Origin of the sequence: Nocardiopsis sp. NPDC006139 (assembly GCF_040614155.1) — a bacterium.
Taxonomy (GTDB): Bacteria; Actinomycetota; Actinomycetes; order Streptosporangiales; family Streptosporangiaceae; genus Nocardiopsis; species Nocardiopsis changdeensis.
Window position 1 is genome coordinate 209,574 of sequence record NZ_JBEXTT010000009.1, and the last position, 17,726, is coordinate 227,299.

General features: G+C 74.7%; 11 protein-coding genes. 5 read left to right on the forward strand and 6 right to left on the reverse strand.

Features of this window, described 5'->3' with window-relative positions; genetic code table 11:
- The first annotated feature begins 598 nt into the window (after positions 1-598).
- The 4 genes from hisS (at position 599) to ABZ249_RS14785 (ending at position 8,483) form a co-directional block, all read left to right on the forward strand.
- Positions 599-1,927 carry a histidine--tRNA ligase gene (gene hisS, locus ABZ249_RS14770; protein ID WP_355262320.1) on the forward strand — a complete coding sequence of 443 codons (1,329 nt, stop codon included), beginning with the start codon at positions 599-601 and terminating at the stop codon, positions 1,925-1,927.
- 179 nt (positions 1,928-2,106) lie between these two features.
- Positions 2,107-4,560, forward strand: coding sequence for a LuxR C-terminal-related transcriptional regulator (locus ABZ249_RS14775; protein ID WP_355262323.1), 2,454 nt, complete (start codon positions 2,107-2,109; stop codon positions 4,558-4,560).
- 148 nt (positions 4,561-4,708) lie between these two features.
- Positions 4,709-7,249 (forward strand): LuxR C-terminal-related transcriptional regulator, encoded by a 2,541-nt coding sequence (locus ABZ249_RS14780; protein WP_355262326.1) that lies wholly within the window; start codon positions 4,709-4,711, stop codon positions 7,247-7,249.
- 391 nt (positions 7,250-7,640) lie between these two features.
- The gene (locus ABZ249_RS14785; protein WP_220559380.1) at positions 7,641-8,483 is read left to right on the forward strand and encodes an AMP-binding protein; all 843 of its coding nucleotides are present in this window, start codon (positions 7,641-7,643) and stop codon (positions 8,481-8,483) included.
- 68 nt (positions 8,484-8,551) lie between these two features.
- On the opposite strand, the gene ABZ249_RS14790 is transcribed toward ABZ249_RS14785, so the two are convergent.
- The 5 genes from ABZ249_RS14790 to ABZ249_RS14810 form a co-directional block, all read right to left on the reverse strand.
- Positions 8,552-9,076 (reverse strand): ATP-binding protein, encoded by a 525-nt coding sequence (locus tag ABZ249_RS14790; RefSeq protein ID WP_355262329.1) that lies wholly within the window; start codon positions 9,074-9,076, stop codon positions 8,552-8,554.
- A gap of 265 nt (positions 9,077-9,341) precedes the next feature.
- A complete protein-coding gene (locus tag ABZ249_RS14795) occupies positions 9,342-10,562 on the reverse strand; it encodes a multidrug effflux MFS transporter (RefSeq protein WP_355262332.1) in 1,221 nt (406 codons plus the stop codon).
- A 142-nt stretch (positions 10,563-10,704) separates the two neighbouring features.
- Positions 10,705-12,744, reverse strand: a complete 2,040-nt coding sequence (pta, locus tag ABZ249_RS14800) for a phosphate acetyltransferase (protein WP_355262335.1) — start codon at positions 12,742-12,744, stop codon at positions 10,705-10,707.
- Between the two features lie 41 nt (positions 12,745-12,785).
- The gene (locus tag ABZ249_RS14805; RefSeq protein WP_220559376.1) at positions 12,786-13,625 is read right to left on the reverse strand and encodes a GNAT family N-acetyltransferase; all 840 of its coding nucleotides are present in this window, start codon (positions 13,623-13,625) and stop codon (positions 12,786-12,788) included.
- An 81-nt stretch (positions 13,626-13,706) separates the two neighbouring features.
- Positions 13,707-15,287, reverse strand: a complete 1,581-nt coding sequence (locus tag ABZ249_RS14810) for an alpha/beta fold hydrolase (RefSeq protein WP_355262456.1) — start codon at positions 15,285-15,287, stop codon at positions 13,707-13,709.
- Between the two features lie 167 nt (positions 15,288-15,454).
- Here ABZ249_RS14810 and ABZ249_RS14815 point away from each other — a divergent pair, with 167 nt between their 5' ends.
- A complete protein-coding gene (locus tag ABZ249_RS14815) occupies positions 15,455-15,922 on the forward strand; it encodes an Lrp/AsnC family transcriptional regulator (protein WP_220559375.1) in 468 nt (155 codons plus the stop codon).
- A 145-nt stretch (positions 15,923-16,067) separates the two neighbouring features.
- Here the strand turns inward: ABZ249_RS14815 and ABZ249_RS14820 are convergent, their stop codons facing one another.
- Positions 16,068-17,702, reverse strand: coding sequence for an amidohydrolase (locus ABZ249_RS14820; RefSeq protein WP_355262339.1), 1,635 nt, complete (start codon positions 17,700-17,702; stop codon positions 16,068-16,070).
- Positions 17,703-17,726: the final 24 nt, after the last annotated feature.

Here is a 17,726-nt window from a genome sequence, read left to right on the forward strand (position 1 = left end):
CGACCGCGCGGGGTCGCCGCCCCTGGAACCTAACACCGGACGGCCGTGCCGGACGGCGTTTTGGGCACAGTCGCCGCGCGGGTCCGCTTTCTCACACCGGCGGGGGCGGGGTCCCGGGCAGCGCGAAGCGCCATCGCGCCCCCCGGGGCGTCCGATGGCGATCCGCTCCCCTCCGGGAACCGAGAGTGATCAGACAAGCACAGAACTCTACCCCGGGAGGCGGACTTTACGACATCGTGAGCGACCGCTTTCGGCCGCTTCCGGCCGCGCCGATCCCTGTCCGCCACCGCCCACGGCGTCTACGGTGGAGGGCAGGGCCCCCGCACGGTGTACGCGGTCGCGGAACCGACTCCTGGCACGAGCACCCGACCGCACAGTGGGAGCCGTCGGCGGCGTTCACGGACGCGCGGCCGGCGAACCGACGTCCCGCTCTTCGGCGTCGGAGCCGTCGCGCCCGACCTCCGCCGGAGCCCCACCGGCCCACAACCGTCCACGTGGGCCGGTGGCGGCCGTGCCCGCACCCCCTGTGGCCGTAGGATGGTCACGCCCCCGTTCGGGGGCTTTCCACGTACGACTTCCAGGGAGCCGAGAACTCCGCATGTCCGATCAGCGCGTCGTCCGCCCAGCCCCGATCAGCGGTTTCCCCGAGTGGACCCCCCAGGTCCGGTCCGTGGAGCAGCGCTGGCTGGACCATATCCGCGCCGGATTCGAGTCCTTCGGCTTCGCGTCGGTGGAGACCCCGTCCGTGGAGAACCTGGAGGTGCTGACCGCCAAGGGCGAGACCTCCCAGGAGGTCTACACCCTGCACCGCCTCCAGTCCGACCCCAAGGACGACTCCGACGCCCGGCTGGGGCTGCACTTCGACCTGACGGTGCCGTTCGCCCGGTACGTCGCCCAGCACTTCAACGAGCTGACGTTCCCGTTCAAGCGCTACCAGATGCAGCGCGTGTGGCGGGGCGAGCGGCCGCAGGAGGGGCGCTACCGCGAGTTCACCCAGTGCGACATCGACGTGATCAACGTCGACTCCGTGCCGCTGCACTTCGACGCCGAGCTGCCGCGCATCGTGCACCGGGTGCTCAGCGGGCTGGACATCCCGGCCTGGACGCTCAACGTCAACAACCGCAAGGTCCTCCAGGGCTTCTACGAGGGGCTGGGCGTCAAGGACCCGATCATGGTCATCCGGGCCGTGGACAAGCTCCACAAGATCGGCGACGACGGCGTCCGGGAGATCCTCACCGGGGGCGGGCTGAGCGCCGAGCAGGCCGACGCCTGCCTGGCCCTGGCGCGCGTCCGCGGCACCGGCGCGGACGTGCCCGACAGGGTGCGGGGGCTGGGCGTCTCCTCCCCGCTGCTGGAGGAGGGCCTGGAGGAGCTGTCGTTCGTCCTGGACGACCTGGCCGACCTGCCCGAGGGCGCGGTGGTCGCCGACCTGTCGATCGCCCGCGGGCTGGACTACTACACCGGCACGGTCTACGAGGCGTCCTTCGACGACGACCCCGGCTACGGCAGCATCTGCGCCGGCGGCCGGTACGAGGACCTGGCCGGGCAGTTCATCCGCCGCAGGCTGCCGGGCGTGGGCATCTCCATCGGCCTGACCCGGATCTTCGCCAAGCTGGTCGCCGAGGGGCGCATCGGGGGCGGCCGGATCTGCCCGACCGACGTGATGGTCGTGGTGCCCGGCGCCGAGCGGCGCCGCGACGCCCTGGCCGTCGGCGAGCTGCTGCGCTCGCGCGGGTTCAACACCGAGGTGTTCCACTCCACCGCCAAGGTCGGCAAGCAGATCCAGTACGCCTCGAAGAAGGGCATCCCCTTCGTGTGGTTCCCGCCCTTCGACGAGGACGGCGGCCACGAGGTCAAGGACATGGGCAGCGGCGAGCAGGCGGCGGCGGACCCGGTGTCCTGGTCGCCGGGCGACCGCACAGAGTAGCCGGTCCACGACGCGAACGCGACCGGCATGGGCGGTTTCCGACCGCTCGTGCCGGAAGCGGCCATTCCCGGGACAGGGCGCGGGGAGAAGTGCGACACTGGGTGCGACTGTTCTCCGCGGTCCCGGGTCCGGACGGGCCCGTGCCGCGGACCGTTCGGTGTCCTATGCAAATCGAGGCCATGTCTCCCCCTCGCCACAACCTGCCCCTGTCCGCCGGCGAGTTCATCCGCTTCGTCGGCCGTGAACGCGACATCGTCGACCTGGGCCGCCTGCTGGGCACCGCCCGGATGGTCACGCTGACCGGGACCGGCGGGATCGGCAAGACCAGGCTGGCCCTGCACCTGGCCGAGCGCGTGATGCGCCGGTTCCCCGACGGGGTGCGCTTCGTGGACCTGAGCGAGGCCACCACCGAGGACCAGGTGCTGCGCGCGGTGGCCGGGGTCCTCCAGGCGGTGGAGGACGACAGCCGCACCACGACCGAGGCGGTCATCACCGCCCTGCGCACCCAGAGCCTGCTGCTGTTCCTGGACACCTGCGAGCACGCGGTGGACCCGGTCGGGCGGCTGTGCCGCGCGGTGCTGCGCGACTGCCCGCGGGTGCGCATCCTGGCCACCAGCCGCCAGCCCCTGCACGTTCCCGAGGAGAGCATCTGGCGGGTGCCGCCGCTGTCCCTCCCCGCCCGGCCCACGCCCACCGACCCCTACTCCGCCGACCCGGCGCCGCTGCCCCGGCGCGACGCCCAGCGCTACGAGTCGGTGCGGCTGTTCGTCACGCGGGCGCACGCGGCCCGCTCCGGGTTCGAGATGACCCGCGAGAACTCCGGCCACATCGCCGAGATCTGCCGGCTGCTCGACGGCATGCCGCTGGCCATCGAGCTGGCCGCGGCCCGGGTGCGGGTGCTGTCGGTGCAGCAGATCCTGCGCCGCCTGGACGACCGGTTCCAGCTGCTCACCAGCGACGGGTCCGGCGACCTGCCGCCGCGCCAGCGCACGCTGCGAGCGGTCCTGGAGTGGAGCCACGGCCTGCTGAACGAGCCGGAGCGGGCGCTGCTGCACCGCCTGTCGGTGTTCGGAACCTGGTACCTGGAGGCGGCCGAGGACGTGTGCGCGGGCGACGGGGTGGACCCGGCCGACATCCTGCCGCTGCACTTCTCGCTGCTGGACAAGTCCCTCATCATGGTGGACTCCGAGATCGAGGGCACCGCCCACTACCGGCTGACCGAGACGGTGCGCGCCTACGCCGCCGAGCACCTGGCCGCGGAGGGCGGCGAGGACGAGCGCTGGTCCCGGTACCTGGACTTCTGCGTCACCCGCCTGGAGGCGGCGGCCGAGGGCTCCCGGTCCCCGATGGGCTGGTCGGAGCGGCTGGCCCACTTCCGCCTGCTCGACCACCACCGGGAGAACCACGCCCGGGTGGTGCGGTGGGCGCTCTCGCGCGGCCGGGTGGACGACGCCCTGCGGGTGTGCGTGGCGCTGCGCCCCTACTGGCTGGTGCGCGACCAGGCCGCCGCCGGAGGGCGGATCCTGGAGTCGGTGCTGGCCGCCGACCCCGACGGGCAGTCGCCGCAGCTGCGGGCCCGCGCGCTGGCGCTCCAGGCCGAGCTGCGGCTGGACCTGGACGTGGCGCCGCGGGTGTCCACCCTGGCCATGTGCGCCCTGGAGGCGGCACGGGCCTGCCGGGAGGCGGGGGCCGCCGCCTCGGCGCTGGCCACCATGGCGGCGCTGGCGCTGCGCACCAACGCCCTGGACGAGGGGCGCCGGCACGCCGAGCGCGCCCTGGCCTGGGCCGAGCAGGACGGCGACCCGCTCACCGAGACCACCGCGCTGGGCGTGCTGGCCCAGCTGGCCCGGCGGCGCGGGGAGCCGGACAGGGCCGTGGAGCTGCTGCGGCACTGCATCGAGCTGGGCGAGAAGCTGCACGACCGGTGGAGCGTGGCGCGCTGCCTGCACGTGCTGGGGTCGATCGCCGCCGAGCAGGACGAGTTCGAGCGGGCCCGCGACCTGTTCTCCGAGTCCCTGGCGGTGTTCGAGGAGCTGGGCGCCGCCCCGGCCACCGCGCACTGCTCACGGGAGCTGGGCCGGCTCTACCTGGCGCAGGGCCTGATCCTCCAGGCCCGCGAGCCGCTGGCCTCCTGCCTGCGGGTGAGCTTCACCTCCGGGCAGCGCATCGCGGTGGCCCGGGCGCTGGAGGCGCTGGGCGAGCTGGCGCTGGCCGAGGAGGAGGCCGAGCGGGCCGCCGCGCTGACGGGGGTGGCCGCCGACCTGCGGACGGCCCTGGACCGGCCCTCGGCCGAGACCGTGCGGCTGCGGTCGGCCGTCGAGGAGCGGGTGGGCCCCGTCCGCACCGCCGAGGCCTGGAACGCCTGGCGGTCGCTGCCGCTGGAGCAGGTGCGCGACCGCGCCCTGGCCTTCCCCCGCTCCTCGGACCGCCCGGCCGAGCCGGTGACCCTCACCCCGCGCGAGCGCGAGATCGCCGAACTGGTCGAGCAGGGGCTGTCCAACAGGGAGATCGCCGAGCGGCTGACGATCAGCCAGGCGACGGCGGCCCGGCACATCGCGAACATCTTCAGAAAACTCTCGATTTCCTCGCGGACCCAGCTGACCGGCTGGGCTTCCTCCCGAGATCGGACATGAAGGGACCGGCGCGCTCCGACCGCACTTGCACACCGCGCGTACAGGCGCTAAGACAGAGATTCCGACCACCCCCTCTACGAAGTCGTCCCCTTGCCAGCGACCCCCACCACGGTGAGGACCTCCCCGACCGCCCTGACATGTGAAGGCCATGGCATCTTCGACCGCGCCCGCGCGGCACAACCTCCCTCGGCCGGGCACCGGCTTCGTGGGCCGTGAGCGGGACCTGAGCAGCCTGCTGCGGCTGCTCGAGTCCAGCCGCTCGGTGACGCTGTGCGGCACCGAGGGGATCGGCAAGACCCGGTTGGCCCTGCGTGTGGCCGAACAGTCCACCGCGTCCTTCCCCGACGGGGTGTGGGCCGCCGACCTCACCGACGCGCACACCGAGCTGGAGGTCCACGCCCGGGTGGCGCAGGCGGTGGGCGTGGTGGAGGAGCCGGGGCAGCCCCTGGCGACGACCGTGGTCGAGGCGCTGCGCGACCGGCGGCTGCTGCTGGTGCTGGACGCCTGCGACCCCGTGGCTGACGCGGTCACCGGTATCGGCGAGACCCTGCTGGCCGCCTGCCCGGGGGTGTCGATCCTGATCACCGCGCTGGAGCCGGTGCGGCTGTCGGGCGGGACGGTGTGGCGCATGACGCCCATGGCGCTGCCGGTGGCCTCGCGCAACGGCCCGCCGCCCGACCCCGCCGACTCCGAGGCGGTGCGGCTGTTCCTGGACCGGGCGCGCATCCGCGACCCCCGCTTCGACCCGTCCCGGCAGGACCTGGAGACGGCGGCGGTGCTGTGCGACCTGGCCGGCGGGGTGCCGCTGGGCATCGAGGTGCTCGGGGGGAGCGCTCCGGGCATCGGGCCGGACGCCCTCGCCGAGGGGCTGCGCGCCCACCTGGCCTCGCCCGAGTTCCGGCCGGGCCCGGGCCAGGCGGTGGCCCGCAGCGAGGTGCTGCCGATCGTCCTGGACTTCGTCTACCGGACCCTGCCCGAGCCGGAGCGGGTCCTGCTGCGGCGGCTGTCGGTGTTCCGCGGCTGGGATCTGGAGTCGGCCGAGCAGGTGTGCGCCAGCGACGGCCTGGCCCGGGAGCACGTCCTGGACCTGCTGGCGTCGCTGCTGGACCGGTCGCTGATCACCGTCACCGGCGAGTTCGAGGGGCGGCTGCGGTACCGGCTGCCCGAGGCGGTGCGGGCGTTCGCCGCCGAGCGGCTGGCCGAGGCGGGCGAGGACGGCCTGCTCCGGGAGCGGCTGCTGGACCGGATGACCCGGCTGGCCGAGGACCTGGGCCTGCGGTTGGAGTCGAGCCGGGCCATGCCCTGGAGCGAGCGCGACGCCGGGCGGCGCCGGGTGCTCGCCGAGTTCGACACGCTGCGCTCGCTGCTGCGCTGGGCGCACCGGGAGGGCCGGGCCGAGCCGGGGCTGCGGCTGGCGTCGAGCCTGGTGGCGCACTGGGTGAGCCACCACGACTACTCCGAGGGCGCCCACCTCATGGACCTCCTCCTGGACCTGGAGGACGCCGAGAAGGCCCCCTCACGGGCGCGCGCCCTGGTGGGCCGGGCCCAGCTGGCGCGGGTGCGCCGCGACCACGCCCTGGCGCTGTCCCTGGGCGAGGAGGGGCTGCGGCTGTGCCGGGAGTCGGGCGACGAGATGTTCGTGCGCACCGCCCTGAACCTGCTGGCGCTGGTGGAGGTGCGCGAGCGGGTGCCCGACCGGGCGGCGGTTCGGGTGGAGGAGGCCCTGCGGCTGTGCCGGGAGTCCGGCGACCTGTGGGGCGAGGCGATCGCCCTGGGCACCCGGGGCGCGCTGGCCGCCCAGCAGGGCGACCACCAGACCGCCGACCAGCACTACAACGCGGCGCTGACCCTGTTGCGCGGGATCGACCACCGCTGGGGCGTGGGCGTCACCCTCATCGGCCAGGCCCGCGCGGCCGAGCTGGGCGGGGACCTGGTGACGGCGGACCGCTGCTACCGGGAGGCGCTGGACACCCAGCGGATGATCGGCGCCTCCGCCGAGGAGGCCCGCTGCCTGGCCGGGATCGGCAGGGTGGCGTACGCGCAGGAGCGGGTCGAGCAGGCCTGCGACTACCTGAGCGAGGGACTGCTGCTGAGCCACGCCGCCGGCCAGCGGGCCGAGGTCGGCCGGGCGCTGGTCGCGATCGCCCGGGTGGCGTTCGCGGTCGGCATGCGCGACGCCGCCTGCCGTATCGCCGGGGCGGCCGTGCAGATGCGCGAGCGGCTGGGGCTGTCCGTACCCCCGGCACCCTGGCCCTTCGGCGACGAGGAGAAGACCCGCAGGCGCCGCAAGCGCCTGGTCTCCCTCTGGGAGGAGGGCCGGGGGCTGAGCACCGCCGAGGCGGTGCGCGAGGCCGAGCGCCTGGCCGAGGAGGGGCGCCGGCCGCCGTCCCGGCGCAGCCCGTCCCCCGCCCCCCGGCGCACGCCCGCCCGGGCGGCCCGTCCGGCGCGGACCGCCGCGGCCCCGCCGCCTCCCCCGCCGCAGACGCCGCCCCAGCAGCGCCTGACCCGGCGCGAGCTGGAGGTGGCCCGGCTGGTGAGCAGGGGGCGGAGCAACCCGGAGATCGCGCGGGCGCTGTTCATCAGCCCGGCGACCGCCGCCCGGCACATCGCCAACATCAACAGAAAGATGGGCTTCCATTCGCGCACGCAGATCGCGGCGTGGATGCAGAGCCACGGGGGACGGGACTGACGGTTCCTCCGAAACCCCCGCGAACGGGGCCTGTACCGGCCCCTGGGCACTGAATCTACATATGCATCTGCATAGCAATATGCATGTGCATCCGACCGTGAACGCGCTAGGCTTCCAGCCATGGAACGCACGCGATCGCGGCACTTCGGTGGCGCGGTCCGGGCGCTCCGGGAACGGCCGTCGGCCCGGGTGCGCTGCCCGGAATCCCGGCGGACCGTCAGCCCCGGGAGGACTCCCGGGGCCGGTGGGAACCCGCACCGGCGCGAGGTGGAACCTGGGGAGGGACCTCGCTCGGACCGGCCGGTGCGGCGCCGCCGGGCTCGCCACGTGGAGGGGGCGTGACGAGCCCGGATGGCGGTACCGCCGCGACCAGGGTGAACTGGGGGAACGCATGGGGGTAGGGCTGTCTTCTGGAACCGGACGACCGGGGCGCAACCTGCCGCGCCGGGACGACCCCATCGGCTCGCTGACCGGCGGGCTGTGCGAGCGCCTGCGACTGCGCCCGGGCCTGGGCGGCAGCATCCGCGGCGGGGGGGCGCGCGTCGACGCGCTGACCTTCGCCGCCACGGTGGAGCGGGCCGCCGCGGGGCTGAGCCAGCGGGGCCTGTGCCTGGGCGACGTGGTCGGCGTGCTGGCCCCGGTCTCGCCCGAGCGGTTCCTGGCCACCTACACCGTGATGGCGGTGGGCGGCCGGGCCCTGCCCCTGTCCCCCGCCTCCGATACCGACGTGCAGTGCGCGGCCCTGGCCGAGACCGACGCCCGCCTGCTGGTGGTGAGCGCCGACCTGGCGCCCGTGGCGCTGGAGCTGGCCGAGCGCTCGCGGGTGCGGCAGGTCATCGCGTTCGGCGACGCCCTGGGCACGACGCCCTTCGAGGACCTGCTGCGGCCCAGTCCGGACGGCACCGGGTACAGCCCTTCGCGGGGGCTGTTCGACAACGGCATCCTGGGCTATGAGGAGACCGGGGCGGGACTGCTGACGACGCTGTACCCGCACAGCGACCTGATGGCGCGGTTCGTCGCGCTGCGCGAGCACCTGTCGCTGACCGCCGAGGACGTGGTCGCCGTGGACGAGCGCGGTGAGGAGGCCACGCGGGCCGCGCTGGTGGCGCTGGCGCTGTGGACGGGGGCCTGTGTGATGACGGGGGCGGACTGCCCTGCTCCGGAGGGCCGCCGGGTGACGGTGCGCTGCGCCCCCGAGCCCGAGCGGATCGCCGCCCCGGGCCTGACCGCCTGACGCCGCCGCCCTCCGTCCCGACGGGGTTCGGGGCGGGGGTCCGGGGCCGTGCGCGGCGCCCGCGGGGCTCAGACGGTGTCGCCCGCCAGGGGGAGGCCCGGACGGGGGTCCTCGATCTCGAACCAGGCCACGTGGGTGGCCTCACTCCAGTACTCGCCGCTGCGGGTGGCGCAGCTGTCGACGATGAGCTTGCCGCGGCCGAAGTCGTCGCCGTCCTCGCGGGTGTGGCCGCCCTCCCCCGCGCGCTCCCCCTGGTCCGCGATGGCGACGCGCAGCCGGGAGCCGTCGGAGCGGATGAACAGCGTCATGACCCCGCCGCTCTGTCCGGAGCGGGAGTGCAGCAGGGCGTTGGTGGCCAGTTCGCTGACGGCGAGCTCGGCGTCGTCCAGGACGGTCTCGGAGTGGCCCATGCGGGCGAGGAAGTCGCGTACGCGGGCGCGGACGGAGCGGACGGCGGTGAGGTTGCCCGCGCAGCTCCACACGGTGTGGTCGGTGGCGCCGCCGGTGAGGTCGCCGCCCTCGATGGGGGCGGGTTCCGCGTTCTCGGGTACCTCCGCGGGCACGTATTCCCGGAGTTGCCTCGCCTCAGCCATCCGGTCACTCCAATCACCCGCGTCGGGCGCGCGGGTTGCGCCGCCTGCACTCACCTTAGACAAGGGTGTGCCGAGTCCAGAACAGCACACCCGCCTTCACCCTGCCTGGGATTGGCCACAAAACCCCGTCACGTGTCCTCCCCGATGCAGACAAAGGAAACAGTGCGGGCCCCAGGGAGAGCCATGTGACATGCAACACGTTGGCAATGCCCGGGACGGGGTCCCGGAAGGCCCGCCGGACCTCCGGGGGATCCCGCACCGCCGCTCAGGCCTCGGCGACGGGGACGCGGGGACGCCGGGAGGTCATCGCCACCAGGACCAGCAGTCCGACGGCGGAGGTGCCGAACAGCAGGGCGCCCATCGGCACCGCCGTCGTCTCGTCCAGCCCCACCAGGGGCGCGACCACCGCGCCGAACAGCGGGGACAGCGCGCCCAGCAGGGCGCTGGCGCTGCCCGCCCGACGCTCCTGCCCCTCCATGGCCAGGGCGAACGAGCCGGTGAGGATCATGCCCATGCAGGTCATGTAGACGAAGATCGGGACGACCAGGGCGATCAGCGGCCCCTGGAACACCGTCGCGGCCAGCAGCACCCCGGTGGCCAGCACGGCCACGGAGACGGCGGTGACCAGCAGGCGGCGTTCGCCGAAGCGCGGCGAGAACCGGCCCACCGCCCAGCTGCCGCCGATGATCGCGATCCCGTTGATGCCGAACAGCACCCCGAAGACCTGCGGGGACACCCCGTGCAGCTCCTGGTAGACGAAGGGCGTCCCGGCGACGTAGGCGAAGCTGCCGCCGTGCAGCAGCCCGGTGACCAGCGCGTACCCCAGGAACACGCGGTCGCGCAGCAGCCCGCCGATGCTGCGCAGGGTGCCCCGGACCGTGCCGGGGGTGCGCCGCTCCCGGGGCAGGGTCTCGGGCAGGCGCAGGGCGGTGACCGCGACGATGGCGACGCCCAGCAGCGCCAGGGCCCAGAACACGGTCTCCCACCCGGTGAAATCCGGCCACAGCAGGGCGCCGCCCGCCACCGGCGCCACCAGCGGGGCCACCGCGTTGATCACCATGAGCAGGGCGAAGAACCGGGTGAGCTCGTGCCCGTCGAACACGTCGCGCACGACCGCGCGGGAGAGCACCACCCCGGCCGAGGCGGTCAGCCCCTGGAGGAAGCGGCCGGCCACCAGCACGGCGATGTTCGGGGCCAGCGCGCACACGGCGGACGCCAGCACGAAGAGGCCCAGGGAGACCAGCAGCGGCCCGCGGCGGCCGTACGCGTCGCTGAGCGGGCCGACGATGAACTGGCCGGCCGCCAGCCCGACGAGGCAGGTGGTGAGGCTGAGCTGGACCTGCGAGGCCCCGGCGCCCAGGTCGGCGGAGATCTCCGGGAACGCGGGCAGGTACATGTCGATGTTGAGCGGCCCCAGCACGGCCAGGGCGGCCAGGAGGAAGGCCAGGGACAGGCGGGTGCGGCCGGTCGGGTTGCGCAGGGTCATCGGCGCTCTCTCGGGGTGCGGTGACGAAAAGCGCGATCGGCGCCCTTTGCAGGCTAACCGTGGCGGGACGCCGCGAAACCGCCTCCGACCCCGTTCTGACACCGATGTGTGCGAAACCTCCGCGGCCGTCCGGCGGCCCCCGTCAGTCCCCGGCCTGGGCCTGGACGGCGGTGATGGCGACGGTGCTGACGATGTCCCGCACGGTCGCGCCCCGGGAGAGGTCGTTGACCGGGCGGCGCAGCCCCTGGAGCACCGGCCCCACCGCGACCGCGCCGGCGCTGCGCTGCACGCCCTTGTACAGGGTGTTGCCGGTGTTGAGGTCGGGGACGACGAACACCGTGGCGCGCCCGGCCACCCGGCTGTCGGGGAGCTTGGTGCGGGCCACCCCGGGGTCGACGGCCGCGTCGTACTGGATGGGGCCCTCCACCGGCAGGTCCGGTCGGCGTTCGCGGACCAGGTCGGTGGCGGTGCGCACCTTGTCCACGTCGGCGCCGCTGCCGGAGGCGCCGGTGGAGTAGGACAGCAGGGCCACCCGGGGGTCCACGCCGAAGCGGGCGGCGGTGTCGGCGGAGGCGGAGGCGATCTCCGCGAGCTGTTCGGCGGTGGGGTCGGGGACGACGGCGCAGTCGCCGTAGACGAGCACCCGGTCGGCCAGGCACATGAAGAACACGCTGGACACCAGCGAGGTGCGCAGGATCTCGAACGAGGGGCGGATGGTCTGGGCGGTGGTGTGGACCGCCCCGGACACCATGCCGTCGGCGTACCCCAGGTGGACCATGAGGGTGCCGAAGTAGGAGACCTCCCCGACGGTGTCGCGGGCCAGCTGCTCGGTGACGCCCTTGTGGGAGCGCAGCCGGGCGTACTCGGCGGCGAACTCGTCCCGCAGCGGCGACGCCTCCGGGTCGACCAGGTCGGCGGCGGCCACGTCCAGGCCCAGGTCCGCGGCGCGGGCCCGGATCTCGCGGGGGTCCCCGAGCAGGGTGAGGTCGGCGACGTCGCGGCGCAGCACCAGGTCGGCGGCGCGCAGCACCCGCTCCTCGGTGCCCTCGGCCAGGACGATGCGCCGCCGGTCGGCGCGGGCCCGGCCGAGCAGGGTGGACTCGAACATGAGCGGGGTGACGGTGTCGGTGCGGGCCACCTGGAGGCGTTCGAGCAGGGCGGGCCCGTCCACGCCGGAGTCGAAGGCGGCCACCGCGGACTCGATCTTGTGGTCGGGCAGGGGCGCGCCGCCGCCGCGGACGTCGGCGAGCAGGGTGGCGGCGGTGAAGGTGTCCAGGCCGGTGGCGATGACGGGGACCCGCACGTGCATCCCGGCGAGCAGCCGCCAGACGGGTTCGGGCATGTCGGCGTCGGTGTCGCCGGTGAGGAAGACCCCGGCGATCGCCGGGAAGTCCGGGGACAGGTGGGCGGCGATGAGCGCGGGCAGGACCGCGCCCGCCCGGTCGGCGGGGAGGATGACGGCGCTGTCGTCGCGCATCCGGTCCAGGATGTGCGGCAGGGACATGGCGGCGACGAGGATGCCCGACACCTCGCGGCCGGTGCGCTTGTCCTCCCCGAACAGCAGCCGCCCGCCGCAGGCCCGTTGCAGGTCGCGGACGGTGGGCACGGTGAGGCCCGGCACCTCGGGCAGCACCGACCAGGGCCCGGCGGCGCGCAGCGCCGCGACCCTGTCGGGGTCGACCCGGCCCACGACGGTGCCCAGGGGGGCGGCGTGCTCGCGGGCGAGTTCGGCCTCGGCGACCGCGGCGGCGCCGCGGACCTGCTCCTCGGAGAGGCCGCGGCCGGAGAGCACCAGCAGCACCGGGGTGCCCAGGTTGGCGGCGACACGGGCGTTGAACGCGAACTCGGTGGGGGTGGCCACGTCGGTGTAGTCGGTGCCGATGACGACGACGGCCGCGCACTTCGCGGCCAGCGCCCCGTAGGCGGCGACGATCTCGGACATGGCCTGTTCGGGGTCGTCGCGGACCCGGTCGTAGACCACGCCGGTGCACTCCTCGTAGGGCGCCGCGACCCCGAACCTGCGGCGGACCGTCTCGACCAGCGGGTCGCGCTCGCCCGCGCCCACCACCGGCCGGAACACGCCGAGGGTGTCGACGGTCCCCGCCAGCAGCTCGGCCAGGCCGAGCGCGACCGGGCGCTTGTCCCCCTCGGCGTCGCTGGACGCTATGTAGACACCGTGCACCGTCGCGGTCCCTTTCTCCCGGCGGTGTCGGCGGCCGCCGGTCAGAAGAGCACCGACATGACCTCTCCGACCTGTCGGAACCCGACCCGCCGGTAGGCGGCCCGGGCCGGGGTGTTGAAGTCGTTGACGTACAGGGTGACCCGCGGCGCGATCTCGGCCAGGGCGTGGCGCACGACGGCGGCCATGCCCGGCACCGAGTGGCCCTGCCCGCGCAGGTCGGGGTGGACCCACACGCCCTGGATCTGGCAGGCCTGCGGGGTGACCGCGCCGACCTCGGCCTTGAAGACGACCCGGCCGTCCTCGATGCGGGCGAAGGCGCGGCCGGTGCGCACCAGCTCCTCGATGCGGGCGCGGTACAGGGCGCCGCCGTCGCCGGAGTCCGGCGGGACGCCGACCTCCTCGGTGAACATGGCCACGCAGGCGGGTACGAGGATGTCGAGCTCGGTGCGCCGGACCCGGCGCACCAGCGGGTCGGCGGGCACGGCGGGCTCGCCGGAGATCTCCAGCACGGGCTGGCTGGCGCGGATGGCGCGGGCCGGCCCCCAGGCGGGGGTGACCTGCTGCCAGAAGTCGCTGACCGCGTCGACCGGGCCGACGATGGACGAGCAGCGCCTGCCCCGCCAGCGGGCGTGGTCGGCGAAGCTGCGGATCGCCGCGGGGCCCGCGTTGACGGGGACCAGGTTGGCCCCGGAGTAGCAGAGCGCGGTGAGGCGGCCGTGCTCGACGTGCCCCCACACCTCGGTCCCGTTGCCCGCGGAGATCCCCGCGGCCATCAGCCGGGAGGTGACGAACACGTTCCCCACCGGATCCATGTCCAGGAGGGCGCGCACGGCCTCCCTGTCCCGTTCGCCGAGAATCCTCACCGGTGAGGTCCGCAGCATCGCATCTCCCCCATCCGCCCGCCGTCGGCTCCGCGACCGCGGGATCAGGTCCGTTCGCGCTGATTCCAGCCTATTCCACGCTCACCCGGACGTCCCCGGGCGATCCACCAAAGGCTCGCTCTGCGCGGTGCGCGGGGACGGCTCGGGCCGGGCCTGGCAGACGGCGTCGGGCCCCTCGCCCCCCGTCCGCTCGGGGAGGGTGCCCTCCAGCAGGTAGTCGCGGGCGATCTCGTCGACGCAGACGTTGCCGGTGAGCGTCACCCCGTGGGTGAGTCCGCCCTCCTCGACGACCAGCGCCGACCCCGGCAGCCGGTCGCGCAGGGAGTAGGAGCCCTCCACGGGGGTGGCCCCGTCCCCGGTGGCGTGCACGATGAGCGCGTCGCCCCGGTAGGCGGGGTGCTCGTAGGCGCCGTCGCCGACCTGGAACCACTCCTCGACCTCGGCGTCCCAGGTGGCGCACGGAGCGTTGTACCAGATGTTGTGCCAGCCCATGAAGGGCGCGGCCGCGTGCACTCCTTCGGCGTCCTGGTGCCAGGTGTCCCAGTCCTTGGGCCAGGGGGCGTCCGTGCACTGGACCGCGAGGTAGCCGCCGTACCCGGTGTCGGTGTCGGCGTCGGGCTGCTCCCCGTAGGTGTCGAAGAGCTTCTTCAGGGCGGCGGGGTCGCCGTCGACGATGCGGTCGGACAGGGCGGCGGCCACGGTCGGCCAGGAGGCGCCGCTGTAGGCGACGACGATGACGGCGCTCTCCAGCTCGGTCGGCCCGACCACGCCGTCGACGGGCTCGGAGGCCAGCTCCGAGCGCAGCGTGTAGTACGCCTCCTCGACCGCGTCGGCGTCGGTGCCCAGGCCGTAGGCGGCGTCGTGGCGGGCGACCCAGCCGAAGAAGTCGCGGGCGGACCGGTCCAGGGCCAGGCTCTGGCGCAGGTTGCTCTCGTACCAGGGGGTGTCGGGGTCGACCACGCTGTCGAGGATGAGCGAGCGCACCCGGTCCGGGTACAGGGCGGAGTAGACGGTGCCCAGGTAGCTGCCGTAGGAGTAGCCGAGGTAGTCGATCCGCTCCAGGTCCAGGGCGGCCCGGATGGCGTCCATGTCGTGGGCGATGTCCTCGGTGCGCATGTGGTCCAGCAGCGGTCCGGTGTTCTGCGCGCAGGACCGGGCGTACTCCTCGGCGTCGGCCCGCAGCGCCTGCTCGGCCCCGGGGTCGGCGGGGACGCCGTCGGGGCGCGGCGGGGTGAAGTGTTCCGGGTCGCAGGTGATCCTCGGGGTGGAGGCGCCCACGCCGCGCGGGTCGAAGGCGACGACGTCGTAGACCTCGCGCAGTTCGGGCGACATGCGCAGGTGCGTGTAGGAGGCCCACCGGCGCCCGGCGCTGCCCGGCCCGCCCGGGTTGACCAGCAGGGTGTGCTCGGCGGCGCCGGTGGCGGGCACCCGGGACAGGGCGATCCGGACGGGGTCGCCGGGGCCGCGGCCGTTGTGCGCCATGGGGACGGTGAGCGTCGCGCACTCCAGGGTCTCGTCGCCCACGGGGTCGAGGTCCTCGCAGGGCCCCCAGCGCAGGGCCTTCTGGTCGATGCGCGTGGTCCCGGGCCGCTCCGGGGCGGGGGCCTGTGCCGCGGCGGGTGCCGGGGCCGCCACCAGGGAGGCCATGAGGACCCCCGACATCACGGTCAGAGACGGTGCTCGCACGTGTCCACTCCCTCGCCCAGGCGTTGCGACCATATGCATTGTCCATGTCACCATCAGTGACCATAGGAAACGACACGGCGGCTCACCTGGGGACGCGCCGGTACGATGTGACCGCCGGCATCAGAAGTGGACAAAGGGACACCATGCGTCTTGATCGTGTCGATGAGCGGATCATCGCGATCCTCGGCGCGGACGCGCGCATGAGCTTCGCGGAGATCGGCGGCCAGGTGGGGCTGAGCCCGTCCGCCGTCAAGCGGCGGGTGGACCGCCTGGTGGAGTCCGGCGCGGTGCGCGGGTTCACCGTCGTGGTGGAGCCCCAGGCCGTCGGCTGGACCACCGAGGCGTTCATCGAGCTGTACTGCCGGGCGCGCACCTCCCCCGGGGAGATCCGCACGGGCCTGTCCGCCTACCCCGAGATCACCTCGGCCTGCACGGTCACCGGCGAGGCCGACGCCATCGTCCAGGTGCGGGCGCGCGACACCCGGCACCTGGAGGAGGTCATCGAGCGTATCGGCGCCGAGCCCTTCGTGGTCCGCACCAAGAGCACCCTGGTGCTGTCCCGGCTGGTCGACCAGCCCATCCTGGCCGGAAGCGCCGAGAACCGGACCTGAGCCCGGGGACCCGGAGGGGTGCGCCCATCCTCCGCCGGACCCGGACGGTACCCGGCGGGTCCTGTACGACCGCGGCGCCCCGGCCCGCGCCCGGCCGCGCCGGGCGCGGGGTACGGGCGGGCCGGGGCGGGGGCCGGGGCTCCGCTCAGCCGCCGTGGACGATCCGCCCGTCCAGGACGGTCAGCCGGTTGCGGGTGAGGTGGACGTCCTCCGGCGGGCCCGCGAAGGGGTTCCGGTCGGCGACGCACAGGTCGGCGGCCCTTCCCGCCTCCAGGAGGCCGGAGTCGGCGAACCCGAGCAGCCGGTGCGATCCGGCCGTGTACGCCTCCAGCGCCAGGGCCAGAGTCAGCGCCTCCCCCGCCTCCAGCGGCGGGGACGCCGTGTCGCCGGGCGAACGGCGGTTCACGGCGACGTGGACCGCCTGCCAGGGGTCGGGGGTGGACACCGGCCAGTCCGAGCCCATGGCCAGGTCCGCCCCGTCGGCGGCGAGCGAGCCGAAGGGGTACTGCCATCGGGCGCGTTCGGGTCCCAGGAGCGGCAGCGTCAGCTCGGTCATCTGCTCCTCGACGCACGCCCACAGGGCCTGCATGTTGACCGTGACCCCCAGCTCCCGGAACCGGGGGACGTCGCGGGGGTCGACGACCTGGAGGTGGGCGAGGTGGTTGCGCACCCGGGCGCGGTGCCCGGGCGCCACGCGCCGGACCGCGTCGAGCGCCATGGTGACGGCGCGGTCGCCGATCGCGTGGAAGTGGGCGGCGATCCCGGCGGCGTTGAGCGCGGGCACGAGCGCGTCGAGCAGGTCCTGGCCGAAGTAGGCGAGGCCGCGTTCGGGGCCGCCGCAGGCGCAGGGCGACAGGTAGGGGTCGTGCAGGGCGGCGGTGCGGTTCTCGGCGACCCCGTCCACCATGATCTTGGCGGTGTCCAGGCGCAGACCCGGCCCGTCCCGGCGGGCGCGCAGGCCGGCCACGAAGTCGTCCACGCCGTCGGGGGCGAGCCCCCGCGGCACCCACACCGCGCCGGTCACCCGGGCGTGCAGGCTTCCTGCGGAGGCCAGGGCGGCGTAGGCGGGCGCGATGTCGGGGTACCCGGCGTACTCGCCGACGATCGCCTCGTGCCAGGCGGTCACCCCGAGCGAGAGCAGGTACTCCTGGGCGGCCAGCACACCGGCCTCGCACTCCGCCGCCGTCGTGGGCGGGACCACCCGTCCGACCAGGTCCATCGCCCCCTCGTGCAGGGTGCCCGACGGGGTGCCGTCGGCGTCCCGCTCGATGCGGCCGTCGGCGGGGTCGGGGGTGTCGGCGCCGACCCCGGCCAGGGCGAGGGCGCGGCTGTTGGCCCAGGCGCCGTGGTGGTCGGCGTTGATGACGAACACGGGCCGGTCGGGGACCACCGCGTCCAGCAGCTCCCGCGTGGGGGTGCCGCCGCTGAACAGCGCCATGCCCCAGCCGCCGCCCAGCACCCAGCCGCCGGGGGTGTCGGGGTGGGCGTCGGCGTAGGCGCGGATCGCGTCCAGGCAGTCCCGGGCGGTGGCGGCCCCGGTGAGGTCGCAGCGGGCGGCCTCCACCCCGCCGAAGCAGGCGTGGACGTGGGCGTCGGCGAAGCCCGGCGTCACCAGGCCGCCGGCGGCGTCGACCACCGCGGCGCCGGGACCGGCCGCGGCGCGGGCCTCCTCCTCGGTGCCGACGGCGGCGATCCGGCCGTCCCGGACGGCCAGGGCGGTGGCCTCCAGGAGGCGTCCGCCGGAGAACAGGACACCGTCGCGGATCAGGATGTTCGTCAAGTGCGGTCTCCTCGGGGGATGGGG

Bases quoted from the DNA above. Each gene is read 5' to 3' on its own strand.
- hisS (WP_355262320.1), top strand. From the start codon at position 599: ATGTCCGATCAGCGCGTCGTCCGCCCAGCCCCGATCAGCGGTTTCCCC.
- ABZ249_RS14775 (WP_355262323.1), top strand. From the start codon at position 2,107: ATGTCTCCCCCTCGCCACAACCTGCCCCTGTCCGCCGGCGAGTTCATC.
- ABZ249_RS14780 (WP_355262326.1), top strand. From the start codon at position 4,709: ATGGCATCTTCGACCGCGCCCGCGCGGCACAACCTCCCTCGGCCGGGC.
- ABZ249_RS14785 (WP_220559380.1), top strand. From the start codon at position 7,641: ATGGGGGTAGGGCTGTCTTCTGGAACCGGACGACCGGGGCGCAACCTG.
- ABZ249_RS14790 (WP_355262329.1), bottom strand. From the start codon at position 9,076: ATGGCTGAGGCGAGGCAACTCCGGGAATACGTGCCCGCGGAGGTACCC.
- ABZ249_RS14795 (WP_355262332.1), bottom strand. From the start codon at position 10,562: ATGACCCTGCGCAACCCGACCGGCCGCACCCGCCTGTCCCTGGCCTTC.
- ABZ249_RS14805 (WP_220559376.1), bottom strand. From the start codon at position 13,625: ATGCTGCGGACCTCACCGGTGAGGATTCTCGGCGAACGGGACAGGGAG.
- ABZ249_RS14810 (WP_355262456.1), bottom strand. From the start codon at position 15,287: ATGTCGGGGGTCCTCATGGCCTCCCTGGTGGCGGCCCCGGCACCCGCC.
- ABZ249_RS14815 (WP_220559375.1), top strand. From the start codon at position 15,455: ATGCGTCTTGATCGTGTCGATGAGCGGATCATCGCGATCCTCGGCGCG.